Origin of the sequence: Vibrio casei (assembly GCF_002218025.2) — a bacterium.
GTDB lineage: Bacteria > Pseudomonadota > Gammaproteobacteria > Enterobacterales > Vibrionaceae > Vibrio > Vibrio casei.
The window spans coordinates 1655183-1682156 of sequence record NZ_AP018680.1; the positions used below are offsets into that span (position 1 = coordinate 1655183).

Genomic DNA, 26974 nt, shown 5'->3' on the forward strand with positions numbered 1-26974 from the left:
CCAGTACATATTCATCTCGCTATCATATTTAACGATAACGACCTTTACGGGCACTGCTGGCTTTCCCCGCTAATGCGACCAGAGTTTTATTCGTATTGGCATGACAAATCGCAACCCCTAAAGCATCAGCCGCATCGGCTTGAGGCCTTGCTGGTAACTTAAGCATACTTTTAACCATATGTTGGACTTGTGTTTTATCTGCCGCGCCAGTGCCAACCACTGCCTGCTTAATTAAACGAGCAGCATATTCAAATACAGGCAAGTCTGCATTAACAGCGGCAACAATAGCGCTTCCACGAGCTTGGCCAAGCTTCAATGCTGAATCCGCATTTTTGGCCATAAAGACTTGCTCTATTGCAAATACATCCGGCTGAAACTGCGTAATAATTTCAGATACACCTGCATATATTTGCTTAAGGCGGCCGGGTAAAGCTTCTTCAGAAGTACGAATACAACCACTGCCTAAATAATATAAATGACGGCCTTCTTGCCTAATTACACCATAACCGGTAATACGAGAGCCTGGGTCTATTCCAAGAATAATGGACATTCTGTCCCTTGTGTTTATTAACAATAATAGATAAGAAGTATAACGAGCTAGATAAACAAAAACACCCGCATCAATCAAAATGTGGGTGTTTTAAGAGTAGTCAGCAATGTTTTAACTTAGTAATGCAATACTAAGATTGTTGCTCTTTAGCCACGGTAACCGCAATGGCCAATTCTTCTAATGCTGCTGGATTAGCTAAACTTGGCGCATTCGTTAATGGACACGCCGCTGCCGTTGTTTTCGGGAATGCAATAACATCACGAATGTTATCCGTTCCACAAAGCAGCATGACTAAACGATCCAAACCAAAGGCTAAACCTGCGTGTGGTGGCGTGCCGTATTTTAGTGCGTCCAGCAAGAAACCAAATTTCAAACGTTGCTCGGATTCTTCAATACCAAGCAGGCCAAACACAGCCGATTGCATTTCAGCATTATGAATACGTACTGAGCCGCCACCGACTTCATAACCATTAATCACCATATCGTAAGCATTAGAATTCGCCGTTGCAGGATTAGCCAGTAATTCTTCCGCAGTCATGTTTAATGGTGATGTGAATGGATGATGCATCGCATGTAAATTGCCTTCATCATCTTGTTCAAACATTGGGAAATCAATCACCCAGAGTGGTTTCCATGCCGCACTGTCAGTTAACTCTAAATCATTACCAAGTTTAATACGTAATGCACCCATCGCTTCAGAAACAATGTTCGCTTTATCTGCGCCAAATAAAATGATATCACCAGATTGTGCATCTGTACGCTTTAAAATACCGTTGATAACGTCTTCATTTAGAAACTTCGCGACTGGTGATTGAATGCCTTCGATACCGGCATCAAGATCGTTCACTTTCATCCATGCTAAGCCTTTAGCACCATAGATACCAACAAAGCTACCGTATTCATCGATTTGCTTACGAGAAAGTGATGCGCCACCTGGAACTCGAATAACAGCTACGCGACCTTTTTCATCGTTTGCAGGGCCAGAGAATACTTTAAATTCAACATCTTTAACCAGATCAGCTACGTCAACCAGCTCAAGCGGATTACGCAAGTCCGGCTTATCTGAACCGAAACGACGAATTGCTTCAGAGAAAGGCATAATTGGGAAATCACCAAGATCAACGTTTAGTAGCTCTTGCCACATATCACGAACCATTTTCTCAGTTACGCTACGTACTTGCTCGGCAGACATGAAAGAAGTTTCAATATCGATTTGCGTAAATTCAGGCTGGCGATCTGCGCGTAAATCTTCATCACGGAAACACTTCACTATTTGATAGTAACGGTCGAAGCCAGACATCATCAATAATTGTTTAAATAGCTGTGGCGATTGTGGCAACGCGTAAAAACTGCCTTTATGAACACGGCTTGGTACTAAATAATCACGCGCACCTTCTGGCGTCGCTTTGGTTAATACTGGCGTTTCAATATCCAAGAAACCATTGTCATCTAAAAAGCGACGTACAAAACTTGAAGCTTTAGCACGTAATTTAATACGATCGCTCATTTCAGGACGACGCAAATCAATATAACGATATTTCAGACGCTGCTCTTCTGAATTGGTTTGATTGAAATCCAGTGGTAACGCTTCAGAACGGTTAATAATTTCAAGACCAGTGGCATAAACTTCCACTTCACCTGTCGTCATATCTTTATTAATTTGAGTATCAGGACGCGCACGAACTTCACCCGTTAATTTGATACAGAATTCATTACGCAGTTGGTTCGCTTCTGCGAAAATGTCGGTCATATCTGGATCGATAACGACTTGAACAATCCCTTCGCGGTCACGCATATCAATGAAAATAAGCCCGCCTAAATCACGGCGGCGATTAACCCATCCGCAAAGTTCTACTGTTTGTCCCGCAAGGGCTTTGTTCAGGTGACCACAATACTGGGTGCGCATAATGAATTTCCCAATCTCTTCTGTAATTGATGAAAGTGTGCAGCCATAAAGCTACTCACAAAAAACTTTTGTTATTTATACTTGGAAAGTCGACAAAAATCGACCATAACCAAAACAATTTCTTGGCTTTTAAACTTCTTTTTCTGCATTTCAGCCTAAATTGATTATAAGTTGTCCAATCAGCATATTTGAAATCAAGATGGCAATAACCACCTTATCAACTTGAACAATTTCCACCCTGTTTTCGTCGCTATTTTACCCGACAACAATACACCAATGAAATAAAGCCATGAAATAAACGAAAATAAGCCTTAATCTGCATGGCGCTTAATACCATCTTCCCTTAAAATAACCCAAGAAATTTAAGATTTTCTTTCTGAATTTTTTACTTCATTAAACCTATTTTTCTTTTCAAACCTTTATAGTAATGAATGTCATTTTCGATAACCAACTGTATAGATGTGCTAAGTGAGACTGTATGAGCCAGCGTGACGTGATTTTCTCTGCCCCAATTGAAAAAATGGGTGACTTTACTTTTGATGAACGTGTGGCTGAAGTTTTTCCTGACATGATTCAACGATCCGTTCCAGGTTACAGTAATATCATTTCTGCCATTGGTATGCTGGCTGAACGCTTCGCAAAACCTAATTCTAATATTTATGATTTAGGCTGCTCACTTGGCGCTGCAACACTATCGATGCGCAGACATATTAATAGAGAAAACTGTCAGATTATTGCGGTAGATAATTCTTCCGCCATGGTAGAACGTTGTAAATTACACATTAATGCTTACCGTTCAGACACGCCAGTTAATGTTATCGAAGCGGATATCCGAAATATTGAAATTGAGAATGCCTCTGTCGTTGTTTTAAATTTCACACTGCAATTTCTTTCACCAGACGATAGACAAAATTTACTGGAAAAAATTTACGCAGGTCTGCGCCCGGGTGGCATTTTGATCTTGTCGGAAAAGTACATCTTTAAAAATGCTGTCGCTAACGAATTATTAATTGATTTACACCACGATTTCAAACGTGCGAATGGGTACAGTGAATTAGAAATTAGCCAGAAACGCAGTGCTATCGAAAATGTGATGAAACCCGATCCCATTAGCAGCCATAAAGAACGATTTAAACACATTGGGTTTAGCAGTTATGAAGTCTGGTTCCAATGTTTCAACTTTGGCTCAATGTTTGCCATTAAATAACCATTACATAATGATAAATTTACCCTTTCTTCACTTTCTATCTATGTTTAAGAATGAATTTTATGTTTAATTTTGCCAACTTCTATCAACTAATTGCTCAAGACCAACGACTTCAACCATGGCTTAATGGCTTACCACAACAACTCACCGATTGGCAAAATGCTGAACATGGTGATTTTGAACGTTGGAGCAAAGCACTTAATAAAATTCCCGATGAAATACCAGACAACATTGAATTAAACCATAAAGTGAGTATTACGAATCAACAACCTTTAGCTGTCGGTGAACAAAAGAAACTTGAAAGCTTATTAAGAACATTTCATCCTTGGCGAAAAGGGCCTTACCATATCCATGGTTTAGATATTGAGACTGAATGGCGTTCAGACTGGAAGTGGGATCGCGTATTACCTCATATTTCAAATTTAACCCATCGTTCCGTGCTTGATGTTGGTTGCGGTAACGGTTACCACATGTGGCGTATGCTAGGTGCTGGAGCACGTTTATGCGTTGGTATTGATCCTTCCCATCTCTTTTTAATTCAATTTGAAGCCATGCGTAAATTAATGGGGGGGGATCAACGTGCCCATTTACTTCCACTTGGTATTGAGCAACTTCCTGAATTAAAAGCATTCGATACGGTTTTTAGCATGGGCGTTTTATACCATCGTAAGTCTCCACTCGACCATATTCAGCAATTAAAAAATCAACTAGTGCCTGGCGGTGAGTTAGTTTTAGAAACATTAGTCATAGAAGGTGATGAAAACGCCGTTCTTGTCCCCGTTGACCGTTATGCACAGATGAGAAATGTCTATTTTTTCCCATCTGCCAAAGCGTTAAAAGTTTGGTTAGAGAAAACTGGATTCGTGGATGTGAAGATTGTCGATGAGAATGTGACATCAACAGAAGAACAACGCACTACAAAATGGATGACACACAATTCTTTACCTGATTATTTAGATCCTAATGACCCAACAAAAACCATAGAAGGCTACCCTGCTCCTCGGCGCGCGGTATTAATTGCGACTAATCCTTAACCACTCGCGATGATAATCACCCAAGCCTAACATTAGGGTGCTTCACGGCAGGATCTAGATACGCTAAACTTTACACAACAATCACTTATAAAGGTTAATCATCACTAACATGCTCAAACATACGATAAGTCTTGCCGCGCTTACTTTACTCTCTGGTTGTGCTCTTATGAGTAATGAGGAGTTTTCGCAAAAAACCATCGATGCCGTGAGTAAAAGTGAACAGAATATAACAAGTCGAATCGATGAGTTAGATTCAAATATGGATAAACAAACTGACTATATTGATAGTTTAGAATCTGAGATTATCAATTTAAGTAATGAAGTTGAGCTGTTGAAAAAGCGTCAACAAAGTTACATGACTTCAAGCAAAAAAACACAAGATAGCGCCAGTAATACCGGAGTATCATCAAATGTCGTGGTAACTAATTTAGAACCACAAACTCGCCCAGGAATGGTTACACTCGGGTCGTTAGAAAGTGTCTACATCGATGTAGTAAAAAGTGCGTTTATTGCCCGTGTTGATACTGGGGCAACCACCTCATCAATCAATGCCATTGATATGCAGGAATTTGAACGTAACGGTAAAAAGTGGGTCAAGTTCCATGTCTCCGATAAGGAAACGGAAGACAAAGATCGCAAATGGGTCGAAGCCCCGATTATCCGCCATGTAAAAATCCGTCAATCCAGCACTGACTCGTTAGATAGACGTCCGATTGTCGAATTGTGGATAAAAATTGGTAGTGTCCATGAAAAAGCACAATTTACTTTAGCTGATCGCTCTCAGATGGATTATCCTATTTTATTAGGACGTGAGTTCATTCAGGATGTTGCGTTCGTTGATGTTAGTCGAGAATACATCGAAACAAAAGCGTCAAAAAAATAATTCAAAATATATATTTTTAAAAACAATAATTAATTTAGACAGGTTTAAGGAAAAGTTATGACGTCTAGAGTGCCATTTTATTTTCTCATCGCCATACTTGTCATCACAGGGGTAACACTGAGTATTATGCGACACCAAGACTACGGTGTGCCATGGACTCCTGGTGATTCAAGACAAATTTGGGATATTGAAGCTCGTGTTGAGTTTGTTGCATCTGGAGGCCCTGTTAAAGTTTCTTTAGCCGCTCCACATACTCAAAATGGATTTACACTAATCGATGAAAGCGCTTCATCGCCAGGTTATGGCCTTTCTTATATCAATACAGAGACTGGTCGTCGAGCAGAGTGGTCTATCCGTGATGCCAAAGGCCCTCAAACTATTTATTACAAAACACAATTTTTAGTTGATCCTCAAGCAACGGTTTCAACCGTTCCTCCTGTAAAAGAAGATCTTGTTACTCCGACCTATACTGGCCCTCAAGAATCCGCTGTCACCGCCATTAAAGATCAAGCTACTGAGCGCTCTGCCGATAACACCACTTTCACTCGTGAGCTTATCAAACAATTTAACGATCCAGATAACCAAAATGCATCATTGCTTTTAGATGACTTTAGTAAAGTAGAAGCCATTTCAAAATTACTCGCGACATCTAACATATACAGTAAAACAGTTGGTGTTGTTGAGCTAGAAGATGGCCGTCGTCGTCAGTCAATTATTCCGATGATCGAAGTTTGGGATGGAAAAGCATGGCAATTATTTAATCCAGAAAATAATGAGCAAGGCGTTCAAGACAATATGCTTATCTGGGATGAATCAAATGTATCTTTGCTTGACGTTATTGGAGGCAAACACAGTAAAGTGTTCTATTCCATGATTTCTCAAGATATCACACCAAGTACTGCGACAAAACGTAAGGTCGTTGCTGAAAACCTACTGAATTTCTCAATACACAGTTTACCGCTAGAAGAACAATCGATGTTTAAAACCATCATGTTGATTCCAATCGGTGCTTTAATTGTTGTGTTCTTACGTGTATTAATCGGCTTGAAAACCTCAGGGACATTCATGCCTGTTCTTATTGCGGTGGCTTTTGTACAAACCCAATTACTGCCAGGCATTATCGGTTTCTTATTAATCGTCGGAACAGGGTTGGTCATCCGTGGTTATTTATCTAAGTTAAACTTATTACTCGTTGCCCGAATATCGGCGGTAATCATTACGGTAATACTCATTATCTCTGTCTTTACCATTGTATCGTTTAATATTGGCTTAACTCAGGGTTTAACCATTACGTTCTTCCCAATGATTATTTTGTCTTGGACGATTGAACGCATGTCGATTCTTTGGGAAGAAGAAGGAGCAAAAGAGGTATTCATGCAAGGTGGTGGTTCATTATTGACCGCAGTACTTATTTACCTAGCAATGACGAATCCTTATGTGCAGCATGTCACTTTCAACTTTATTGGCACTCAGTTCATTGTGTTAGCTTGTATTCTATCTTTAGGTAACTACACCGGCTATCGCCTATTAGAACTAAAAAGATTCAAACCACTTGCGGAGAACTAAGCTATGTTTTCTATGTTTACGTCTCCTCAAAAGCTGAAAGCCAAAGGTGTAATGGGCATGAACAAACGTAATGGCGCCTATATAGGGCGCTACAACGACCGTTCAAAATACCCATTAGTTGATGACAAACTTAAAACTAAAATCATTGCCCAACAACATGGTGCAACGGTGCCTAAGTTGATTGGGGTTATTGCCCAGCAGGCAGAAGTAAAACGCATTCATGCGATGGTCAAAGACTGGCCTGGTTTTGTTATCAAGCCTGCTCGGGGTTCAGGTGGCAAAGGTATTTTGGTGATTATTTCCCATAAAGATGGGGTGTATATCAAACCATCTGGACAAGCAATTAATGAACAAGATGTCGAACGCCATATCAGTAATGCTTTGGCAGGCTTATTTTCCCTTGGTGGTAAAAATGATGTAGCAGTAGTTGAAAATCTGATTAAATTTGATGATATCTCATTTGATGGGTTTAGCTATGAAGGTGTACCTGATATCCGCGTGATTGTATTTAAAGGCTACCCTGTGATGGCGATGATGCGTTGCTCAACCGCAGCATCTGATGGTAAAGCTAACTTACACCAAGGTGCAGTTGGTGTTGGGCTAGATATAGCAACCGGCCGAGCGGTTCGTGCAGTGCAGTTTGATCACCCTATAACTCATCACCCTGATACGGATAAACCTCTCAATGAATTAGTGGTCCCTAACTGGGAAAAGCTTCTTATTCTGGCCTCTAGTGCATGGGAAATGACTGGGTTAGGTTATATGGGTACCGACATGGTATTGGACAAAGAAGAAGGCCCTATGGTGCTTGAACTTAATGCCCGCCCAGGCTTAGCTATTCAAATTGCAAACGGTGCTGGCTTACTGCCTCGCCTACAGCATATTGAAAGCCTTGGTACACCAGCAGAATACCCAAGAGCGGCTGAACGTGTAGCTTATGCAGCAAAACAGTTTTCGGCTAAACCCCAATTTTAGAAAGTTGGTTTAAAAAATAAAAAATCCGCAGATAGTAATGAACTGCCCCCCAATAGTTGGACAACCGACATTGGGGGTTATCTATGTCTAAATACATCAGAGAGTTAAAACTCATCACAAAAGCATCATCTACAAGAAATGCACTCCGAGAGCTTACTTTCCCAGAGCTTCTTTATAGTGTAAACGACATACTGATTCATAGCGGTCATTACCACCGATGGCAACTTGATCACCTTCTGCGATAGCATTCCCTTTTTCATCCATCCGAATCACCATATTTGCTTTACGACCACAGTGACAAATTGTTTTCAGTTCTACCAACTTATCAGCCCAGGCTAATAAATATTGACTGCCTTCAAACAACTCACCTAAAAAATCACTTCGTAAACCGTAACACAACACGGGAATACGTAATTTATCCACCACCTCAGTCAATTGATAAACTTGTTTCTTAGAAAGAAATTGGCATTCATCTATCATAATACAATGCACTTTTTCTTGTTCATTTAACGCTTTAATTGAACCAAACATATCCGTTTCTGCATTATACAAATACGCATCAGATTGAAGGCCAATTCGAGAACTAACTTTACCAACAGCATCACGATCATCAATTTCAGCCGTAAAAATAACGGCATTCATACCACGTTCACGATAATTAAAAGAAGATTGAAGTAAGGTTGTAGATTTACCCGCATTCATTGCAGAGTAGTAAAAATACATCTGGGCCACGAAAATTACCTATTTATATTTAGTCTATTTTTTATACTCATAAAAAAGGCTGGTAAGCCACCAGCCTTTTTCTCTTACAATTGTTAATTTACTTACGACGCCAAGTGGTACCGTCAGCACCATCTTCTAATTCAATACCAAGATCGTTTAACTTATCACGTGCCAAATCTGCATTAGCCCAATCTTTAGCTGCACGAGAATCATTACGCAGCTTGATTAAGGCTTCAATCTCAGCCACTTCATCATCATTGCCAGTGTCGCCTTTTAAGAAAGCTTCCGGCTCTTGATATAAAATACCAATAACATCAGCAAGTTCGCGCATAAGAGCGCCCAAAGATGATGCTTTATCCAAATCAAGTGTTTTCAAGCGATTAACTTCACGAGCCATATCAAACAACACCGAATAGGCCTCTGGCGTATTAAAGTCATCATTCATTGCTGAACTGAAACGAGCAACAAACTCTTCACCACCAGCAGGCGCTGAATTTAAATCCAAACCACGTAAAGCCGTATACAAACGCTCAAGAGAAGCGCGAGCTTGGTTCAAATTCTCTTCACTGTAATTTAACTGACTACGATAATGACCAGACATTAAAAAATAACGTACAGTTTCAGAATCATAATGCGTTAATACATCACGGATAGTAAAAAAGTTACCCAATGATTTAGACATTTTTTCACGATCAACCATCACCATGCCACTATGCATCCAAGTGTTTACATAAGGCGTATCGTGCGCACAGCATGATTGAGCAATTTCATTTTCATGATGTGGGAATTGCAGATCTGAACCACCACCATGAATATCAAAGTGATGACCAAGAATTGAAGAGTTCATCGCTGAACATTCAATATGCCAACCAGGACGTCCAGCTCCCCAAGGTGACTCCCATGTAGGCTCCCCTGGTTTCGACATTTTCCAAACTACAAAATCCATCGGGCTACGTTTTGCACTTTCAATGTCAACACGTGCGCCAGCCTGCAGTTGTTCAAGATCTTGACCCGAAAGCTTTCCGTACTGTTCAAATTTTTTCACTTCAAACATCACATCGCCATTATCAGCAACATAAGCAAAACCGCGTTCAATCAAGGTTGCAACCAGTTCAATAATTTCTTTTATATAATGTGTTGCTCTTGGCTCCACATCTGGACGTTTAATGTTTAATGCATCAAAGTCGCTATACATTTCTTGAATAAGACGTTCCGTCAACTCATCACAGCTTTCACCATTTTCAGCTGCACGTTTGATGATCTTATCGTCTATATCCGTAATATTACGAACAAAAGTAAGGTCGTACCCTACAAAACGCAGATAACGCGAGATAACATCAAAAGAAACAAAAGTGCGCCCATGGCCAATGTGACAAAGATCGTAGATAGTCACCCCACAAACATACATGCCAATCTTACCAGCATGGATGGGTTTAAATTCCTCTTTCTGTCGGGTCAACGTATTATATATTTTTAACATGATCTCTATCTGCATCTGGTGAAAATTCTAACTAGTGATTATACCCAAACCTGAATCTAAGTCGATATTAAAGCGCTTTTAACTAGCACATCTGCTCGATAAAAACTCAGTCAATTTCATCCGTTAATGAAGTTGTTCGTTTAAAGTTGCTTTAGGTTTCACATGCTATAAAATTGAGACTTTATATGACAAAACTAAATCCAATGATAAAGGACCAAACCATGATTATCCTTCACACCAACTTCGGCGATATCAAAATTCAATTAAACGAAGAAAAAGCACCAGAAACAAGTGCTAACTTTCTAAAATATTGCCAAGATGGCTTCTACGACAACACACTTTTCCACCGTGTTATCGATGGATTTATGATTCAAGGTGGTGGCATGACTTCTGGCTTAAAAGAAAAAGCAACTCGTGCAACCATCAAAAATGAAGCAAATAATGGTCTAAGCAATAAAACAGGCACATTGGCTATGGCTCGCACAATGGAACCTCATTCTGCAAGTTCACAATTCTTCATCAATGTTAACGACAACACTTTCCTTGATTTTAAATCTGAATCAATGAACGGTTGGGGTTACTGTGTATTTGCAGAAGTCGTTGAAGGTATGGATATTGTTGAGAAGATCAAAGCAGTAAGCACAGGATCTTACGGCATGCACCAAGATGTACCACTTGAAGATGTTATGATCAACAGCACTACAATCGAAGCATAAAGCCAACGGCTTATCCGATTCGATACAGTAGATAAGGGAGAATTATCTCCCTTATCTTTATCTTATCCTCAATATTGACTGTCTATGACCACATTATTTATTGCTGATTTACATTTATCCATTTTACGCCCCGACATCACAGAGTGCTTTTTAACCTTCATGCGTAATGAGGCACCAAAAGCAGAAGCTTTATATGTTCTTGGTGACCTATTTGAATTTTGGATTGGCGATGATGATGATTCACCTTTCCACTCTTCAATAAAAAATGCGTTCAAGACATTAACTCAATCAGGTGTGGCTTGTTACTTTATCCAAGGTAATCGTGATTTTTTACTCGGTAAGCGTTTTTGCCAAGAAACAGGAATGCAATTATTACCAGAGACAGCCGTTATTGATCTTTATGGGACACCTACCGTCATTCTCCATGGCGATACCCTATGCACTATGGATGAAAACTATCAGGCATTTCGGCGTACCGTGCATAAACCGTGGTTACAAAGCATTTTTAACTGTATACCATTATTTATCCGGCGTAAAATCGTCACTAATGTTCAAAACAAAATACGAGCCCAAAAAAAAATAAAGCACATGTCTATAATGGATGTGACTCCACAAGAAGTCGTTTCTGTTTTCGAAGACAACCGAGTCATCCAAATGATTCACGGGCATACCCATCGGCCCAATATTCACCAGCACACCACCAGCAACGGGCTTGCAACTAGGATTGTACTTGGTGATTGGTACACCCAAGGCTCTGTATTAGTATGTAACACTGACGGTAATTCATTAGAAAATCGTCAATTTTCGCTTTCTGATCAAAAGTCTCAGTAAAAATACACGCTATATTACGTATTCACCTATTCTTATACCCAAGTGACTTCAAGATATGAGTTTTGAATTCACTCGACAATCCACACTATCAAGATAGAAAGCAAGGGACTTTTCATATATGGTCGTTGGTTATTATCAACTCATTTTATATATCAATATAAGAGCAAGAGATTAGAAGATGTACTCTTTTATTGCACGACAGCCCATTGTAGATGGGGATAACCATATTGTTGCCTATGAATTATTATTCAGAGAAGGCTTTAATAATGTTTTTCCACAAATGGATCCCAACAGGGCCACGAGTCGATTATTAATTGAACATTTTTTCTTAACTAATGTTCAGGGATATGATGGTAAACTTTGCCTCGTTAATTTCCCTTATCAATCTCTCGTTGATCAAGTTCCAACCTTGTTTCCACCCCACTTATTGATGATTGAAATTTTAGAAAGCTGCCCTCCCAATGATGAACTTTTTGAAGCGGTTAAATCTATGCATCAGAAAGGTTATAAAATCGCCTTAGATGACTTTATTCCATCGTCATCTTGGGAACGTTTTCTCCCTTACATCACAACCGTAAAATTTGATATTAAACAAATATCCATTGCTGAAGCTGAAAAATTCATCAAACAACACAAACAATATAACCTTTATTACCTCGCAGAAAAGATTGAAAATAAAGTAGAACTTGAAGCCAGCAAACAGGCAGGCTTTGATTATTTTCAAGGCTATATCATCTATGAACCAGAAATTATTAAAAAGAAACGCATAGGATCATCCCCTTTTACTGTCGAACAACTCAATATTGCCATTAATAGTACGTCTATTGACTTTGAGCTGGTTGAACGTTTAATACGGCATGATGTAACAATGTCATACAAACTGATGCGATTTATTAATTCACACCAACCTCAGCCCTTTTCATCATTTACTAAAGCCTTTGCAACACTAGGATATGAACGCATCAAAATGTTCATATCATTATCCATTGCAGCAGCCCATGAACTTTCGCCTTCACGGTATTACCAATCCTCCATGGAGCGTGCACATTTTTGTGAACAAGTTGCAGCAACTGAACATATCAATACATCCATTGACCAAGCCTATTTTGTCGGCATGTTTTCAGAGTTGGATAAACTACTAGAACAACCCCTATCTCAACTTATTCATACTCTACCTTTAACACCTGAAGCTATTAATGCTTTACTAGAGCAAAAAGGCATACTTGGTGACATTCTTGCTTTGGCGATTGCTTATGAAAAAAACGATCAATCTTGTATCAAATGGTTTTCTAAAAAACTAAAGCTTGCTCCAGAAGATGCGAACTTATACAGAGAAAATGCTTTAAATTGGTCTACTCCCGAATATCATTATTTACGTCTAGAAGGCAAAAAAAAAAGCGACTGACGGTAAATATCCTTATATAAAGAGAAAAATTTATGCCTTGTTTATGCGGTCATCCACAAGCTTATGAAAATTGTTGCCAGCCTATCCATCAAAATGCTCAATTCGCTAAGCATCCAGAACAACTGATGCGTGCACGTTATTCTGCTCACGTACTCAATGATGTTGAATTTGTCCTAAAAACCTACCATTCTTCATGCAAAGCTTATGAACAAGCGGAATCTATTGAAGAATCGGTTCGCAGCCATTGGATTGAATTGAAAGTGATTGATAGCCAAGAACAAGATGATGAAGGTTATGTCGAATTCAAAGCATACTTTGAAGACAATGGGCAATCCTATTGTTTACATGAACGTTCACGTTTTTTAAAAGAAGATAATGAGTGGCGTTATATTGACGGTGTTATTCCTGAAGAAAAAATCGTAGACCCACGTCTATTGAAAACAATCGCTGATACAAAAATCGGTCGAAATGAACCTTGCCTTTGCGGGAGTGGCAAAAAGTTTAAGAAATGTTGTGGTTAAGCAATTGTTGCGGTTAAGAAATAAGCGACTTTAAACACACAGAAAAACAACTAATGAAAACAGCCTGATATACTTTATATCAGGCTGTTTTATTGAATTAACTTTTGGTTCGTTTAAGCAAGAAGATGAGAGGAAGCATCACTACACATACAAACATCATCAATCGATAATCTTGTAAATAACCTAGAATAGCCGCTTGTCGATTAACTTCTGCATCAATGGAAAGCAGACCCACTTGAGTTGAAATATCATACATCCCTTTTTCAGCCGCCATATGCAGTGGGTGGCTAAATGGGGTGATGTATTCAGAAAAAGCAGCATGATTGATCTGTACCCTGTGTGCTAAATAAGTAGTCACGACCGAAATACCAATACTACTGCCTATATTTCGAATCAAACTATATAGCGCGGTTCCTTCGGTTCGATACTTCGGTGCGAGCGTTGAGAACGCCATTGTTGAGAGTGGCACGAAAACCAATCCCAACCCTAACCCTTGAACGACCCCCGTACGAATAATATCCCATGAACTGACTTCAGCAGTAAAGAGTGTCATTTCCCACAAAGAAAAAATCATGAGTAAAGTACCGACGACCATTAAATAGCGCAGATCAACTCGCCTTGCTAGCCTCCCTACTATCATCATCCCAGCCATGGTACCAAAGCCTCGGGGTGTTAATAAGAAACCGACATCCAGGACTGGATAGCCCATTAAACTTTGCATAAAAGGAGGCAATAAAGCCATCGTGGCCAGGAGTACAACCCCCATCATAAAGCCAACGGTTATCCCCACCACAAAATTTCGGTCAGCAAACATCGCAGGATCAAGAAACGGTTTTTTAGCCGTAAACATATGTATGGCAAACATATACATTGCAAGAGCGGCTAAACCCGTTTCAATAATGATTTCCATACTCGAATACCAATTTTGCGATTCGCCCCGGTCAAGAAATAACTGCAAAGAACCAATCGCAACAGCAATAAGCGTAAAGCCAAATAAATCAAACTTACGATCCGCTTCAATACTGGTTTCTTTTACATATGCAGCAATACCAAACCAAGCCAAAGCACCAAATGGAATATTGATGTAAAACACCCAACGCCAGTTATAATATTCAGTTAGCCAACCACCTAATGAAGGGCCTAAAATCGGCCCAACCATTACACCAATCCCCCATAAGGCCATTGCTGAGCCATGCTGTTCTTTTGGGTAAGTATCGAGCAAAACTGATTGTGATAAAGGGACTAAACTTGCTCCGAAAATACCTTGCAGTAAACGAAACATGATAATTTGATCAAGTGATTGTGCTGCACCACACAAAGCAGAAGCAATGGTAAAACCAATCACTGAATAGATAAATAAACGCTTACGTCCAATTCTTGCTGCCACAAAGCCAGTCAATGGCATAGCTATCGCAGATGCAACAATATAAGATGTTAGAACCCAAGAAATTTGATCCTGAGTCGCTCCCATTGCACCTTGCATATGAGGTAAAGCAACATTGGCAATCGTAGTATCTAATGCCTGCATAATCGTTGCAAGCATGACAGAGAAGGTAATAAAAATACGTTTTGAAACGTCCTCACCTTCTGGTTGATTTAATACAGCTTGACTCATTTTCTCACCTTACTAAAAAGGTAAATGACGGATATTGTTGGTATCCACTGTCACGTTAGCACTCATACCAGCTCGAAGCTGAGGTGCATTCTCTTTAGGTTCAATTTGGATTCGAACAGGGATTCGTTGAGTGATTTTCACCCAATTTCCTGTCGCATTTTGAGCTGGAATTACTGAATATTCAGAGCCAGTCGCAGGACTAATACTCTTTACATGACCTTCCCAAAAATCATCAGGCGCATAATCCACATCGATATCCACTAACTGACCCACTTTAATGTTGCTCATTTCCTTTTCCGTAAAATTAGCTTCTATCCATAAATTAGAATTAGCCACCAATAACATTGTGGTAGTGTTTGGTGAAATATATTGTCCAGTTTCAATCACCTTAGATACGATCCCATCTGCAGGGGCATAGACATTGACATGAGTAAGGTCATTTTGCGCTTGTTCTAATTCAGCTTGTGCTAAATGATATTTAGGATGGAGTTCAACAGGCGCTTGGGGATCACCGCCTAAACTTTCAGCCACTTGGTCTAATTGCTTGTTCAACATATTAATCTGTAGCTCAAATAACAATGTCTTTTGATGAGCAGAATCATATTCTGCAACCGACGCATAGTTCTTTTTACGCAAGTCATATTGACGTTTTTCTTCTTTTCTCGCGTAATCTAACTGACTTTTTGCCACTTCAATATTCGCCAATTTACTTTGATATTCTGCTTTCGTTGTTTCCAAGCTAGTTCGAATATCATCTAAATTCGCTTTTGCTCGGTCAACAGCATACTGATAAGGCTTAGGATCAATCTGAATCAGTAAATCACCAGCATTAACGTGTTGGTTTTCAATGACAGGAACCGCTGTCACTCTCCCTGAAACTTCAGCACTAATGGGGGTTTTATCTGCTTTCACATAAGCGTTATCCGTCTCAACATAGCGCCCACCTTGTAAATAAATAAATAGGCTTCCTACCACAATCAGTACAGGGACAATAAAAAGGAAAATAAATCGTTTTGATTTAAATTTTGATTTTCTTTTTAAGTCAAGTGATGTCGATTGTGCCGTATCAGCATTCGTTGAATGCACAGAGTCATTAGACATAAATTATGTTACCTAAAATGATGATATTAATTTGATAGAAGGTTTTGGTGTATATGATCAAGAGTAGAGAGGAACTGTTCTTTTTGCTCTTTAGTTAACCCATCTAAACCTATATCCCATACTCTATTACTCACGCCCTGCACCACTTCAAGCTGAACTTTTGCGGGAGGAAGTGAATAAATTAAATGCGCTCGCCTATCAGAAGGGCTAGGGCAGCGTTTCACTAATTTTTCCTCAACGAGTTGATCAATAACTCTCACGACTGTCATTGGCTTTATTTCCAGTAATTCAGCCAAATCAACTTGCTTAATTCCTTCATTACGAGCAATAACACTGAGTGCTTTTGCTTGTGCCAAAGTTAAACTCCCTATCTCAGGATCATTCTGAAATTTTTTGCGAACCAAACGCAATACATCAGAGAGTAAATAACCAACATGAGTTTTAGCCATGAGATACCTTGATAAAAAAGAAACAAACAGGTCATGAATCAATACACAAATAATGGGTAGAGCCAATTGGATTTTATTTATATTGATTAAGAACACCCATATAGTAAGCCTTACTTACTAAATCTTCAACAAAAATACTGCACAAATGTATAGTAAAAATACAACATACTAATTACAAAGGAAATAAAAACAAAAAAGGCCAAGCAAATGCTTGACCTTAAAAACAATTACACCTTAAAAATAAAGGCTCCAACTATTAATGCCTATCTTTTAATTTATTGATGACATCATTAAACGATAGACCTTGATCTTGCAGCAATACAAATAAATGATAAATCAAATCAGCCGATTCACAGATCAATTCCGCCTTATCGCCCGACGTTGCCGCAAGCGCGACTTCAACGCCTTCTTCGCCGACTTTCTGCGAAATGCGTTTCGTGCCACGAGCATAAAGACTGGCAGTATAAGAAGATTCTGGGTCGGCGTCCTTGCGGGTAGCCAATAACTGCTCAAGTTGATGAAGCCACACCAATTGACTTTCGTCTTGTTTATCCGCATCAAAGCAGGTTGTGGTACCAGTGTGACACGTTGGGCCAATCGGGTTGACTTTGGCCAGCAGAGTATCGTTGTCACAATCCAGCGCAAGGTTTACTAAACCAAGGCTATTTCCTGATTCTTCACCTTTAGTCCAAAGGCGCTGTTTGGTACGAGAATAGAAAGTCACTAAGCCGGTATCTGCGGTTTTTTGTAGCGCATCAGCATTCATGTAACCCATCATTAGTACTTGGCTAGAAATGTAATCTTGTACAATCACAGGCACTAAACCATCGACTTTTTTCCAATTAATACGTTCATTCAAAGCAACAACGTCAGACGCTCGAAACTTTGATTGTGTTGTTAATGCTTCACTCATAAACGTATCTCCACGCCTTGTTGTTTTAAGTATTGTTTCAGTTCGCCAATGTTGATCACTTGCTTGTGAAATACGGACGCTGCTAATGCACCATCAACATTGGTTTTTTGATAGGCTTCGGCAAAGTGCTCCATTGCACCCGCGCCACCAGAGGCAATCAAAGGCACCTGACACACTTCACGTACCATGTTTAATTGATCGATATCGTAACCATTACGCACGCCATCTTGGTTCATCATATTGAGTACGATCTCCCCTGCGCCACGCTTTTGCACTTCTTGCACCCAATCACGGGTTTCCCATTTGGTGGCTTTAGTGCGCTCTTCATCACCGGTAAATTGGTAAACTTGGTATTTGCCAGTTTCTTTGTCGTAGTAGGAATCAATGCCCACCACGATACATTGCACGCCAAATTTGTCTGCCAATTGGGTGATCAATTGTGGGTTTGCTAAAGCTGGTGAGTTGATTGACACTTTATCCGCGCCAAATTCAAGAATGCGCGCGGCATCTTCTGCTGACTTAATACCACCTGCCACACAGAAAGGAATATCAATCACTTCAGCCACGCGAGCCACCCAGCTTTTATCCACTACGCGGCCATCACTCGATGCGGTAATATCATAAAACACCAACTCATCTGCGCCTTCTTCCGCATAACGTTGCGCTAGCGGTACGATATCACCAATGATTTCATGGTTACGAAATTGCACACCTTTGACGACTTGACCGTCTCGAACATCAAGACACGGAATTATTCGCTTTGCCAACATGAGAATGCCTCCTCTGCGGTAAACTTGCCATCAAGTAATGCACGACCAACGATCACGCCCGCAACACCAGTGCCTTTAAGCGCGGCAATATCATCTAAACTACCAATGCCACCAGAAGACTGAAATTGCACTTGTGGGTACTGTTTGCATAAATCAACATACAGTTCAACATTCGAGCCCGCTAAGGTGCCATCACGCGAAATATCAGTACACAGCACGTGTTTCAAGCCAACCGTAAGGTAATCATCAATAAGGACTTCAATGGTCACGCCAGAGTCTTCTTGCCAGCCAGAAATCGCCACACGACGCACGCCTTGCTCATCAATGTTGATATCTAAAGCCAATACAATTTTTTCTGCGCCGTATTTTTCCATCCAGCCTTTGACCAGCTCAGGTTGTTTTACCGCAGTAGAGCCAACCACAACACGCTGTGCGCCCGCTTCAAGCAGATCAATCACATCTTGCTCTGTGCGTACACCGCCACCAATTTGGATATTCGCCGGTGTACCTGCAAGCAGTTTAGCAATCAAATCAAGTTGACGTGCTGAAGTATCTTTTGCGCCAGTTAAATCGACCAAGTGCAGCCAATTGGCACCGGCTTGGTGATAGAGGTTAAATTGTTCAACTGGATCGACTTTGTATTCGGTTTTTTGTCCATAGTCGCCTTGAAATAAACGTACGACTTGTCCATCAATTAAATCTAATGCAGGAATTATCATCCTATATTTCCCTTTTATACGTTTAGCTCAAGAAAGTTTTGAATCAATTTTGCGCCCACTTTTGAAGAGCGCTCTGGGTGAAATTGCACGCCGTAATAGTTGCCACTTTGTACCGCTGCGGTAAATGGTTTGCCATAGTCACAACTTGCAATAGTGTAATCACCCACTGGCATGGCATAACTGTGTACAAAGTAGAAATAACTGTCGGCTGGAATGTCTTTAAATAATGGATGGCCATCTTGTGGTTGCACCGTGTTCCATCCCATATGGGGCAAAGGTAAATCACCGGTATCCATTAAGCGCACTTCACCATCACATAGTCCAAGGCAATTGACTTCAGATTTACCTTGTTGACCTTTTTCTTCCGATAATCTACCGAGCAGTTGCATCCCTAAACAGATGCCTAATAGTGGTTTTTCAACCTGCTTAACCAACGTAATTAAGTCGCGTTCTTCTAAATTTTTCATCGCTTCCGATGCGGTACCTACACCTGGTAAAAACAATTTATCGGCAGCAAGCACAACGGCAGGATCTTTCGAAATCGTGACCGCATAACCAAGGCGTTCAATCGCAAATCGGACTGAAGACACATTCGCGCACCCTGTATCGATAATAACGACGTTCTGCTGTTGAGACGTTAGCGTGTCGGACATTATAGAACCCCTTTACTACTTGGTAGCTCATTGCCTTCGACTTTGATCGCTTGGCGCAAGGTACGACCAAAAGCTTTAAATAAACTTTCAATGATGTGGTGGTCATTATTGCCGGTTGAAGATAAGTGCAGAGTACAGGCTAAAGTATCAGTTAAAGAGCGGAAAAAGTGCACCACCATTTCGGTGGATAAGTCACCAACTTGTTCACGGTTAAACTTAGCATCAAACTTCAAATATGGTCGGCCCGATAAATCGAGTCCACACTGAGCTAAACATTCATCCATTGGTAGACTAAAACCAAAACGACCTATTCCGCGTTTGTCACCTAAAGCTTCTTTCAACGCTTGACCTAAAGCCAATGCTGTATCTTCAATAGTGTGATGATCATCAATATGTAAATCACCTTTCACTTCAGCCAACATTTGAAAGCCGCCGTGCGTTGCAATTTGATCCAACATGTGATCGAAAAAGCCCATTCCGGTTGAAATTTTATTGCCGCCCTGCTCATCGAGATTAACCGAAATCTTGATGTCTGTTTCTTTGGTAGTTCGAACCACTGTAGCGGTACGAGCATTAACGGTCAGATTTTTTAAAATATCCAACCAATTCATACTTTCAGGATTGTATTGAATACCGCGAATGGCCATATTCTCTGCTAATTGCAGATCCGTTTCTCGGTCACCAATCACCGCTGATGTTTTAAAATCGACTTTACCTTGTTGCAAATACTCTTTGACTAAACCCAGTTTCGGTTTACGGCAAGAACAGTTATCTGCATCAAAGTGTGGGCAAATTAACACATCATCAAACTTAACGCCTTGAGAAGTAAAAATATCCATCATCAAGTCATGTGGGGCATCAAAATCTGCTTGAGGGTAACTGTCTGTGCCTAGGCCATCTTGGTTGGTGACCATCACTAAGCGATAACCAGCATCTTGCAGTTTTAATAATGCAGGAATTACATTAGGTTCAAACTTAAGTTTGTCTAAACGATCTACTTGAAAATCCACCGGCGGCTCAACGATTAAGGTGCCATCACGGTCAATGAAAAGAATTTTATTGGCTTGGCTCACTTCGATTTCCTTCTCTGAGCTGCCATCAACCCATAAGTATTGATGGCTTATATTTAATAGTTATTTTATGCAATTTCAGCAATGCGATTACGGATAAAGCTAAGCGTTTTTTCGCATTCATCCCGATTACCAATACTAATACGAACACAATCCTTGATAGGTGAATTTCGCAAAATAATTCCGGTATCCCACGCTGCTTTAAACATGGCGTCACCATCTGAAAATTTCACTAATAAATAATTACCCCAACCATCATAAACCGTCACGCCATTCAGCATGGATAAGCCTGCTTGCAAATAGGCCCGATTGGCACTGAGATCCAAAACTTGATATCGCATTCGAGCCAGGCCTGCTGGTGATAAGGCTTGTGAAGCGATGTCAGCAACAGGAATAGGCACCGGATAAGGTGCGATAACTTTTAAGAGAATATTGATTAGTTCTTCATTCGCCAAAGTAAACCCACAACGTAAACCCGCTAATGCAAAGGCTTTTGACAAGGTACGTAAAATAGCAAGATTAGGATACTGCGCTAATAACTCAACCGTTGAAGCTTCTGGACAAAAATCAATATAGGCTTCATCCATTACCACAATCGCTTTATCTTGGGTCATTTCGAGTAACTCGATAATATCCTCACGTTTTACCAAATTACCGGTTGGGTTATTAGGGCTGCATACAAAGACAAGTTTTACATTTTCCAGATTAGATTTAATGCTTGCTAAATCTAATTGCCACTCTTGAGTTAACGGGACAACTTTACGCTCAACCCCAATCGTCTCGGCGCTAATCGCATACATGCCATAAGTCGGAGGGCAATATAAAATCGCATCTTCATTCGGCTCACAAAAAGCACGAATTAATAGTTCGATGCCTTCATCGGCACCACGGGATGTCAACACTTGCTCACTTCTAACACCAGCATAAGCAGCATAAGAATCAATCAATAATTTAGGTTGGCATTCACTATAACGATTTAAACGAGTAAAATTCGTTTTATATTCATTATCAAACGGTGATTCATTAGCATTTAGCCACACATCACCACAACCACCGATACGGCGGGCAGACAAATAAGGCGTTAAGGCTTGAATTTGTTTACGTGCTAACTTTTCCATCTTGACTCCGTCATCAACCTTGTTGATTTAATTTATCGATACGAATGGTCACCGCACGTTTATGTGCATCTAAACCTTCTGCTTCAGCCATCGTCACCACGGTATCCGCTAGACCCTGTAAGCCTTCTTTCGATAATTCTTGAACCGTCATTCGTTTCGAAAAATCTGCTAATCCAAGACTGGAATACGTTCTTGTGTAACCATACGTTGGAAGAACGTGATTGGTTCCAGACGCATAATCCCCAACCGATTCAGGTGACCAGTGACCAAGAAATATTGAACCTGCATTATCCAGAAGCGGTAGAAGCTCTCGTGGATTTTTCGTTTGCACGATTAAGTGTTCTGGGCCATAAGAGTTTGAAATGGCAATACACTCTGTCAGTGACTCTGTCACCACAATCACACTTGAACCCAATGCTTTTTCAGCAATATTACTACGCGACAATAATTTCAATTGTCGTTGTACTGCATCCGCAACTTGATCAGCAATCATTGGTGACGGAGTTAATAACACTACCTGTGAATCTGGGCCATGTTCCGCTTGAGATAATAAATCAGCGGCAACAAAATCAGCGTCAGCCGTTTCATCAGCGATAACGAGAACTTCTGAAGGTCCTGCTGGCATATCAATCGCGGCACCACGGAAATCATTACTCACTTGGCGCTTGGCTTCAGTAACAAAGGCATTACCTGGACCAAAAATCTTATCCACTTTAGAAACTGTTTCCGTTCCATAAGCCATTGCTGCGATCGCTTGGGCACCACCAACATTATACACTTCATCGATATTGCACAGCTTAGCAACATACAATATTTCATCGGCAATGGGAGGCGGTGAACATAATACTACCTTACGACACCCAGCGATCTGGGAAGGAACGCCTAGCATTAAAACCGTTGAAGGTAATGGTGCACTACCACCGGGAATATAAAGACCCACTTTATTAATAGCACGAGTTACTAACTCACATACCACTCCAGGCTGTGTTTCAACCTTTAACGGTTGGGCTTTTTGGGCTTTGTGAAACGCAGAAATATTCTTATGAGCCTGCTGTAAGGCTTGCTTCATCTTGTCTGATAAACGCAACGATGCTGCTTCTATTTCTTTATCAGAAACTCTAATGGATGCTGACTCAACTTTATCAAACTTAGCCGTTAATGCTTTTAATGCTTCATCACCGTTTTGTTGAACTTGTTCAAGAACACCTCTTACAATGCTAGTAATATTGGCACCATCACTGATTGCTGGTCGCTCTAAAACTGCATTTTGTTGATCTGCACTTAATGATTGCCAAACCACAGTTTTCATACGGCCTACTCCATCATTTTCTCAATTGGGAGGACAAGAATTGAGCTCGCCCCTAATGCTTTTAGACCTTCCATCGTTTCCCAAAACAGATTTTCGGTACTCACCAAGTGAACCGCCACACGATTTTTTTCTTGAGAAAGCGGTAATACCGTCGGATCTTCGGCACCCGGCAACAACTTCTTAATCTCTTCTAGCTTATCTGACGGTGCATGCAGCATGATATATTTTGATTCTTTCGCTTGGATAACACCTTGCATACGAGTCAATAACTTTTCAATCAGTGAATTTTGTTCTGAAGAAAAATCTCCCGTACGCTGAATCAAAGTGGCTTTAGAACGGAAAATAACTTCAACTTCTTTTAAACCATTAGCTTCAAGCGTTGCGCCTGTTGAAACGAGATCAGCAATCGCATCAGCTAAACCTGCGCGAGGTGCCACTTCGACAGAACCCGTTAACATGCAAGTACTAAAATTGATGCCTTGCTCGTCCATATAACTTTTCAATAAATGAGGATAAGAGCTCGCAATGCGCATTCCAGATAAATCTTGCGGGCCGTTATAAGTTCTGTCTTTATCTATCGCGATAGAAAGTCGGCATCCACCAAAGTCTAAACGGCGTAAAGCATTAAACACACAAGGCTCACCAGACACCTTACGATCCAAACGCACCTCTTCTAATTCATTTTCACCGATAAAACCTAAATCAACCACACCATCCATGATTAAACCTGGAATATCGTCATCACGAACTAGCAAAAGATCAATTGGCATATTTTCACTATGAACCACCAAACGCTCGCCAGCTATATTGAATTTAACGCCGCATTTTTTCAATAATAGTTGGCACTCTTTACTCAATCGGCCTTTCTTTTGAATCGCTATTCTTAATCGCGTATTTTGCATTACTCAATCCTTGTAAAAATAAGTTCTAGGTAAAATTATATTTTTAAGTCCATAAAATAAAAAACCCCCGGAGAGAAAACTCTTCCGAGGGTTTGAATCTATAGCTGATTCAGCGCCGGAAGAGATATCTTCCGGATGCATACACTCACCCGCAAGATAATACAGGATGATGGTGATGATGAATGTTCATATCTAATGTACGCATGTTTATTCGCTTTATGTTCTCTGCTTTGATAGCTTCACACTAACCAACTGTGATAATTTTTTCAACTATTAAATATCAATTTTCATTGATAAATTTACACAGCATGAAAAAAACACTCATTCCATAAGTAAATATCACTCGATTACTTCAACCTATCGCTCTCGTAACTGTATTCACTCCTCCGTTCACTAAAAATATTCAATTCACGGGGCTTAGTATATCGCTGTATTTTTGTACCTTTATTTATAAGGCTAAGTTCTTTGTCATTCTTGCCTTAGAAACAATCGACATAATAAAACAACAGATAATGAAGGCTATTGATGCCGCAGCAAACCCCATTAAAGAAGAATCCGTTAAGCCAAGTACAACAAAGCCAACAGCCGAAACCAATGCTGTAGACAAAGCATAGGGTAACTGAGTAGCAACGTGATCGATATGGTTACAGCGTGCACCCGTTGAAGACAAAATAGTCGTATCTGAAATCGGTGAACAATGATCACCAAAAACGGAACCCGCTAACACAGCACTCAACATGGGTAACATTAAGGCCAAATCCGTCGCTCCAGCAAGATCGCCAGCTATCGGTAACATAATGCCAAAAGTCCCCCAAGAAGTGCCTGTTGAAAATGCCATGGCACCAGACAGTAAAAATAATAATACTGGTAACCAATGATCATCAATATTACCTTCAACTAAAGTAGAAAGGTAAGCCCCTGTCCCCATGTCTTTTATAACCGCACCAATAGTCCAAGCAAAAGCAAGAATAAGGATAGCCCCAAACATCGACTTAGCACCAATCCACAACGTGGATGTCACCTCTTTCATTGGAATTTTTTGTCTAATAATGGTCCCTAAAGCAGCCACTAGTCCAATAATCGCACCAAAACATAAAGATTGACCGACATTGGTATTTTCAAATGCTTTTAATAGACTAAAAGTTTGTCCATCATCATATAACGCATCCGCACCAGAACTAATCATGAAATAAACAGTAGAAATAATTAATGCCACAATAGGTAAGATTAGGTTAGAAACCTTACCTGTTTGGCTTTCATTTATTTCAGACTCTTCTGTTAGATCGAGTGCATTTTCATCTTTGTCGTCATTTTTACCTTGAGTAGCTGCAATTTCATGCTTACGCATTGGACCGACATTAAGATCGAACCAAACAACAGCAAACACCATCAACAATGCAAAAATTGCATAATAATTCATTGGAATCAGACGGATATAGGCACCTAATGCAGAATATTCAGTAATACCGTGTGATATTAAAATACCGCTAACCACGGTCATAATATATGCCCCCCAACTGGAAGCCGGCATAATTACACACATGGGAGCAGCTGTTGAGTCTAAAATATAAGCAAGTTTTGAACGTGATACATAATAGCGATCAGTAACTGGTCTTGCTATTGCTCCAACCGCAAGACTGTTGAAGTAATCATCAATAAAAATAAATACCCCCAACCACGCTGCAAGTAATTTGGCACCACGCTTAGTTTTAATTCGTTTTTGCGCCCATTCAGCAAATGCGTATGTACCACCAGATAAAGTTAATAATGCCGTTGTCATTCCAAGTAACACTAGGAAAAGTAAAATAAAAATACTATCCCAGTTTAAACTACCATCACTTACAAATACGCCAACAACTGTATTGGTAATATAACTAACTGTATTTCGAAATGAAAAATCTGTTAATAAAAGTGCACCGAATAAAATACCAACACCAAGGGAAAGCAAAACACGACGAGTTAAAATAGCCAATGTTAAGGCTATAACAGGCGGTAATAATGATTCAGGGGAAGTAGTAAAATCAATTAAATTCATGATCTAATAAAACCAAATTTGGTTAGAGATCTACTGCAGAAGGGATATTGTTGAAGAAACACAGTCGTAAAACAATAAAACATCTAGTCATAAACACTGAAAGTTTTTACTTTCATAGTCTACAGTAGCGCTCCATAGTATAAAAAAATAACATTCTATTTATCAATGATAATTTAAACCAATAAACAACAAGATAAATCAAAATGTAAACTATGGCAGTGTTACACTTATTTAATGTAACCCCAGCAAGTGACTTGATGAATCATAACTGACGTATAGCACCGAACAGTTAACGCCTTGCTTCGGCAATATTTCCTTTCATTCATTGTCATAGGCATCACCCTCTTTTGAACTACTCATAAATATTGCGCCTCTACATCTTACTAAAACATTCACCTTACCAATGGTTTATTTACAACTCATTCACAAGGTGGCTTAGACAAGATACGCGTTATTGTAATGATCGAAAGAAAAATGGCAAGATAAAAATCTAAATTAAAAACCCCTATCTATGCCAATCAAA

General features: G+C 40.0%; 25 protein-coding genes, 1 riboswitch and 1 other annotated feature. Of the genes, 9 read left to right on the forward strand and 16 right to left on the reverse strand.

The genetic code is table 11. The annotated features are described in order from the left end of the window. Positions 1 to 28: 28 nt before the first annotated feature. The gene (ruvC, locus tag VCASEI_RS07870) at positions 29 to 550 is read right to left on the reverse strand and encodes a crossover junction endodeoxyribonuclease RuvC (RefSeq protein WP_086961126.1); all 522 of its coding nucleotides are present in this window, start codon (positions 548 to 550) and stop codon (positions 29 to 31) included. A 130-nt stretch (positions 551 to 680) separates the two neighbouring features. Further along, complete coding sequence (gene aspS, locus VCASEI_RS07875) at positions 681 to 2456, reverse strand: aspartate--tRNA ligase (protein WP_089110158.1); 1776 nt, start codon at positions 2454 to 2456, stop codon at positions 681 to 683. A 478-nt stretch (positions 2457 to 2934) separates the two neighbouring features. Here aspS and cmoA point away from each other — a divergent pair, with 478 nt between their 5' ends. The 5 genes from cmoA to VCASEI_RS07900 all read left to right on the forward strand — a co-directional run bounded on the left by cmoA (position 2935) and on the right by VCASEI_RS07900 (position 8121). Then, the gene (cmoA, locus tag VCASEI_RS07880; RefSeq protein WP_086961122.1) at positions 2935 to 3663 is read left to right on the forward strand and encodes a carboxy-S-adenosyl-L-methionine synthase CmoA; all 729 of its coding nucleotides are present in this window, start codon (positions 2935 to 2937) and stop codon (positions 3661 to 3663) included. Between the two features lie 62 nt (positions 3664 to 3725). Then, positions 3726 to 4697, forward strand: coding sequence for a tRNA 5-methoxyuridine(34)/uridine 5-oxyacetic acid(34) synthase CmoB (cmoB, locus tag VCASEI_RS07885; protein WP_086961120.1), 972 nt, complete (start codon positions 3726 to 3728; stop codon positions 4695 to 4697). Positions 4698 to 4806: 109 nt separating this feature from the next. Further along, positions 4807 to 5580: an ATP-dependent zinc protease family protein gene (locus VCASEI_RS07890; RefSeq protein WP_086961118.1), complete on the forward strand. Its 774-nt coding sequence runs from the start codon at positions 4807 to 4809 to the stop codon at positions 5578 to 5580. A gap of 57 nt (positions 5581 to 5637) precedes the next feature. Further along, a complete protein-coding gene (locus tag VCASEI_RS07895; RefSeq protein WP_089110159.1) occupies positions 5638 to 7146 on the forward strand; it encodes an inactive transglutaminase family protein in 1509 nt (502 codons plus the stop codon). 3 nt (positions 7147 to 7149) lie between these two features. After that, the gene (locus VCASEI_RS07900) at positions 7150 to 8121 is read left to right on the forward strand and encodes an alpha-L-glutamate ligase-like protein (RefSeq protein WP_086961114.1); all 972 of its coding nucleotides are present in this window, start codon (positions 7150 to 7152) and stop codon (positions 8119 to 8121) included. 153 nt (positions 8122 to 8274) lie between these two features. On the opposite strand, the gene VCASEI_RS07905 is transcribed toward VCASEI_RS07900, so the two are convergent. Next, positions 8275 to 8853 carry a thymidine kinase gene (locus VCASEI_RS07905; protein ID WP_089110160.1) on the reverse strand — a complete coding sequence of 193 codons (579 nt, stop codon included), beginning with the start codon at positions 8851 to 8853 and terminating at the stop codon, positions 8275 to 8277. An 88-nt stretch (positions 8854 to 8941) separates the two neighbouring features. Beyond that, entirely contained in the window at positions 8942 to 10324 is a 1383-nt protein-coding gene (cysS, locus tag VCASEI_RS07910) for a cysteine--tRNA ligase (protein ID WP_089110161.1), read from the reverse strand. Positions 10325 to 10545: 221 nt separating this feature from the next. Here cysS and VCASEI_RS07915 point away from each other — a divergent pair, with 221 nt between their 5' ends. The 4 genes from VCASEI_RS07915 to VCASEI_RS07930 all read left to right on the forward strand — a co-directional run bounded on the left by VCASEI_RS07915 (position 10546) and on the right by VCASEI_RS07930 (position 13797). After that, a complete protein-coding gene (locus tag VCASEI_RS07915; RefSeq protein WP_086961108.1) occupies positions 10546 to 11040 on the forward strand; it encodes a peptidylprolyl isomerase in 495 nt (164 codons plus the stop codon). Between the two features lie 84 nt (positions 11041 to 11124). Beyond that, positions 11125 to 11871, forward strand: coding sequence for a UDP-2,3-diacylglucosamine diphosphatase (gene lpxH, locus VCASEI_RS07920; RefSeq protein WP_089110162.1), 747 nt, complete (start codon positions 11125 to 11127; stop codon positions 11869 to 11871). A gap of 178 nt (positions 11872 to 12049) precedes the next feature. Next, positions 12050 to 13276 (forward strand): EAL and HDOD domain-containing protein, encoded by a 1227-nt coding sequence (locus tag VCASEI_RS07925; protein ID WP_089110163.1) that lies wholly within the window; start codon positions 12050 to 12052, stop codon positions 13274 to 13276. Between the two features lie 32 nt (positions 13277 to 13308). Continuing rightward, entirely contained in the window at positions 13309 to 13797 is a 489-nt protein-coding gene (locus VCASEI_RS07930; protein ID WP_086961102.1) for a YchJ family metal-binding protein, read from the forward strand. Between the two features lie 97 nt (positions 13798 to 13894). Here VCASEI_RS07930 and VCASEI_RS07935 read toward each other — a convergent pair whose 3' ends face one another. The 12 genes from VCASEI_RS07935 to VCASEI_RS07990 form a co-directional block, all read right to left on the reverse strand. Next, positions 13895 to 15412: a DHA2 family efflux MFS transporter permease subunit gene (locus VCASEI_RS07935; RefSeq protein WP_089110164.1), complete on the reverse strand. Its 1518-nt coding sequence runs from the start codon at positions 15410 to 15412 to the stop codon at positions 13895 to 13897. Positions 15413 to 15424: 12 nt separating this feature from the next. Beyond that, positions 15425 to 16513, reverse strand: coding sequence for an HlyD family secretion protein (locus VCASEI_RS07940; protein WP_086961098.1), 1089 nt, complete (start codon positions 16511 to 16513; stop codon positions 15425 to 15427). A 26-nt stretch (positions 16514 to 16539) separates the two neighbouring features. Next, entirely contained in the window at positions 16540 to 16962 is a 423-nt protein-coding gene (locus VCASEI_RS07945; RefSeq protein WP_086961096.1) for a MarR family winged helix-turn-helix transcriptional regulator, read from the reverse strand. A gap of 256 nt (positions 16963 to 17218) precedes the next feature. Then, positions 17219 to 17875: a bifunctional phosphoribosyl-AMP cyclohydrolase/phosphoribosyl-ATP diphosphatase HisIE gene (gene hisIE, locus VCASEI_RS07950; RefSeq protein ID WP_089110165.1), complete on the reverse strand. Its 657-nt coding sequence runs from the start codon at positions 17873 to 17875 to the stop codon at positions 17219 to 17221. Next, positions 17872 to 18645: an imidazole glycerol phosphate synthase subunit HisF gene (gene hisF, locus VCASEI_RS07955; protein WP_089110166.1), complete on the reverse strand. Its 774-nt coding sequence runs from the start codon at positions 18643 to 18645 to the stop codon at positions 17872 to 17874. Before hisF ends, hisIE begins: the two co-directional genes overlap by 4 nt. Continuing rightward, entirely contained in the window at positions 18627 to 19364 is a 738-nt protein-coding gene (gene hisA / locus VCASEI_RS07960) for a 1-(5-phosphoribosyl)-5-[(5-phosphoribosylamino)methylideneamino]imidazole-4-carboxamide isomerase (RefSeq protein WP_089110167.1), read from the reverse strand. Before hisA ends, hisF begins: the two co-directional genes overlap by 19 nt. A gap of 14 nt (positions 19365 to 19378) precedes the next feature. Continuing rightward, on the reverse strand, positions 19379 to 20017 hold the full coding sequence (gene hisH / locus VCASEI_RS07965) for an imidazole glycerol phosphate synthase subunit HisH (protein ID WP_086961088.1): 639 nt from the start codon (positions 20015 to 20017) through the stop codon (positions 19379 to 19381). After that, a complete protein-coding gene (hisB, locus tag VCASEI_RS07970; RefSeq protein ID WP_086961086.1) occupies positions 20017 to 21090 on the reverse strand; it encodes a bifunctional histidinol-phosphatase/imidazoleglycerol-phosphate dehydratase HisB in 1074 nt (357 codons plus the stop codon). The genes hisH and hisB overlap by 1 nt, the downstream gene beginning before the upstream one ends. A gap of 65 nt (positions 21091 to 21155) precedes the next feature. After that, the gene (gene hisC / locus VCASEI_RS07975) at positions 21156 to 22205 is read right to left on the reverse strand and encodes a histidinol-phosphate transaminase (protein ID WP_089110168.1); all 1050 of its coding nucleotides are present in this window, start codon (positions 22203 to 22205) and stop codon (positions 21156 to 21158) included. A gap of 13 nt (positions 22206 to 22218) precedes the next feature. Beyond that, positions 22219 to 23514 carry a histidinol dehydrogenase gene (gene hisD, locus VCASEI_RS07980; RefSeq protein WP_086961082.1) on the reverse strand — a complete coding sequence of 432 codons (1296 nt, stop codon included), beginning with the start codon at positions 23512 to 23514 and terminating at the stop codon, positions 22219 to 22221. 5 nt (positions 23515 to 23519) lie between these two features. After that, complete coding sequence (hisG, locus tag VCASEI_RS07985) at positions 23520 to 24416, reverse strand: ATP phosphoribosyltransferase (RefSeq protein WP_086961080.1); 897 nt, start codon at positions 24414 to 24416, stop codon at positions 23520 to 23522. 55 nt (positions 24417 to 24471) lie between these two features. Further along, positions 24472 to 24598: a sequence feature (His leader region), on the reverse strand. A gap of 266 nt (positions 24599 to 24864) precedes the next feature. Further along, positions 24865 to 26451 carry a Na+/H+ antiporter NhaC family protein gene (locus VCASEI_RS07990; protein ID WP_086961078.1) on the reverse strand — a complete coding sequence of 529 codons (1587 nt, stop codon included), beginning with the start codon at positions 26449 to 26451 and terminating at the stop codon, positions 24865 to 24867. 117 nt (positions 26452 to 26568) lie between these two features. Then, positions 26569 to 26835: riboswitch (Lysine riboswitch) on the reverse strand. Between the last annotated feature and the right edge of the window lie 139 nt (positions 26836 to 26974).

Coding starts and splice junctions, on each gene's coding strand:
- ruvC (WP_086961126.1), bottom strand. CDS start 550: ATGTCCATTATTCTTGGAATAGACCCAGGCTCTCGTATTACCGGTTAT.
- aspS (WP_089110158.1), bottom strand. CDS start 2,456: ATGCGCACCCAGTATTGTGGTCACCTGAACAAAGCCCTTGCGGGACAA.
- cmoA (WP_086961122.1), top strand. CDS start 2,935: ATGAGCCAGCGTGACGTGATTTTCTCTGCCCCAATTGAAAAAATGGGT.
- cmoB (WP_086961120.1), top strand. CDS start 3,726: ATGTTTAATTTTGCCAACTTCTATCAACTAATTGCTCAAGACCAACGA.
- VCASEI_RS07890 (WP_086961118.1), top strand. CDS start 4,807: ATGCTCAAACATACGATAAGTCTTGCCGCGCTTACTTTACTCTCTGGT.
- VCASEI_RS07895 (WP_089110159.1), top strand. CDS start 5,638: ATGACGTCTAGAGTGCCATTTTATTTTCTCATCGCCATACTTGTCATC.
- VCASEI_RS07900 (WP_086961114.1), top strand. CDS start 7,150: ATGTTTTCTATGTTTACGTCTCCTCAAAAGCTGAAAGCCAAAGGTGTA.
- cysS (WP_089110161.1), bottom strand. CDS start 10,324: ATGTTAAAAATATATAATACGTTGACCCGACAGAAAGAGGAATTTAAA.
- VCASEI_RS07915 (WP_086961108.1), top strand. CDS start 10,546: ATGATTATCCTTCACACCAACTTCGGCGATATCAAAATTCAATTAAAC.
- lpxH (WP_089110162.1), top strand. CDS start 11,125: ATGACCACATTATTTATTGCTGATTTACATTTATCCATTTTACGCCCC.
- VCASEI_RS07925 (WP_089110163.1), top strand. CDS start 12,050: ATGTACTCTTTTATTGCACGACAGCCCATTGTAGATGGGGATAACCAT.
- VCASEI_RS07930 (WP_086961102.1), top strand. CDS start 13,309: ATGCCTTGTTTATGCGGTCATCCACAAGCTTATGAAAATTGTTGCCAG.
- VCASEI_RS07935 (WP_089110164.1), bottom strand. CDS start 15,412: ATGAGTCAAGCTGTATTAAATCAACCAGAAGGTGAGGACGTTTCAAAA.
- VCASEI_RS07940 (WP_086961098.1), bottom strand. CDS start 16,513: ATGTCTAATGACTCTGTGCATTCAACGAATGCTGATACGGCACAATCG.
- VCASEI_RS07945 (WP_086961096.1), bottom strand. CDS start 16,962: ATGGCTAAAACTCATGTTGGTTATTTACTCTCTGATGTATTGCGTTTG.
- hisIE (WP_089110165.1), bottom strand. CDS start 17,875: ATGAGTGAAGCATTAACAACACAATCAAAGTTTCGAGCGTCTGACGTT.
- hisF (WP_089110166.1), bottom strand. CDS start 18,645: ATGTTGGCAAAGCGAATAATTCCGTGTCTTGATGTTCGAGACGGTCAA.
- hisA (WP_089110167.1), bottom strand. CDS start 19,364: ATGATAATTCCTGCATTAGATTTAATTGATGGACAAGTCGTACGTTTA.
- hisH (WP_086961088.1), bottom strand. CDS start 20,017: ATGTCCGACACGCTAACGTCTCAACAGCAGAACGTCGTTATTATCGAT.
- hisC (WP_089110168.1), bottom strand. CDS start 22,205: ATGGAAAAGTTAGCACGTAAACAAATTCAAGCCTTAACGCCTTATTTG.
- hisD (WP_086961082.1), bottom strand. CDS start 23,514: ATGAAAACTGTGGTTTGGCAATCATTAAGTGCAGATCAACAAAATGCA.
- hisG (WP_086961080.1), bottom strand. CDS start 24,416: ATGCAAAATACGCGATTAAGAATAGCGATTCAAAAGAAAGGCCGATTG.
- VCASEI_RS07990 (WP_086961078.1), bottom strand. CDS start 26,451: ATGAATTTAATTGATTTTACTACTTCCCCTGAATCATTATTACCGCCT.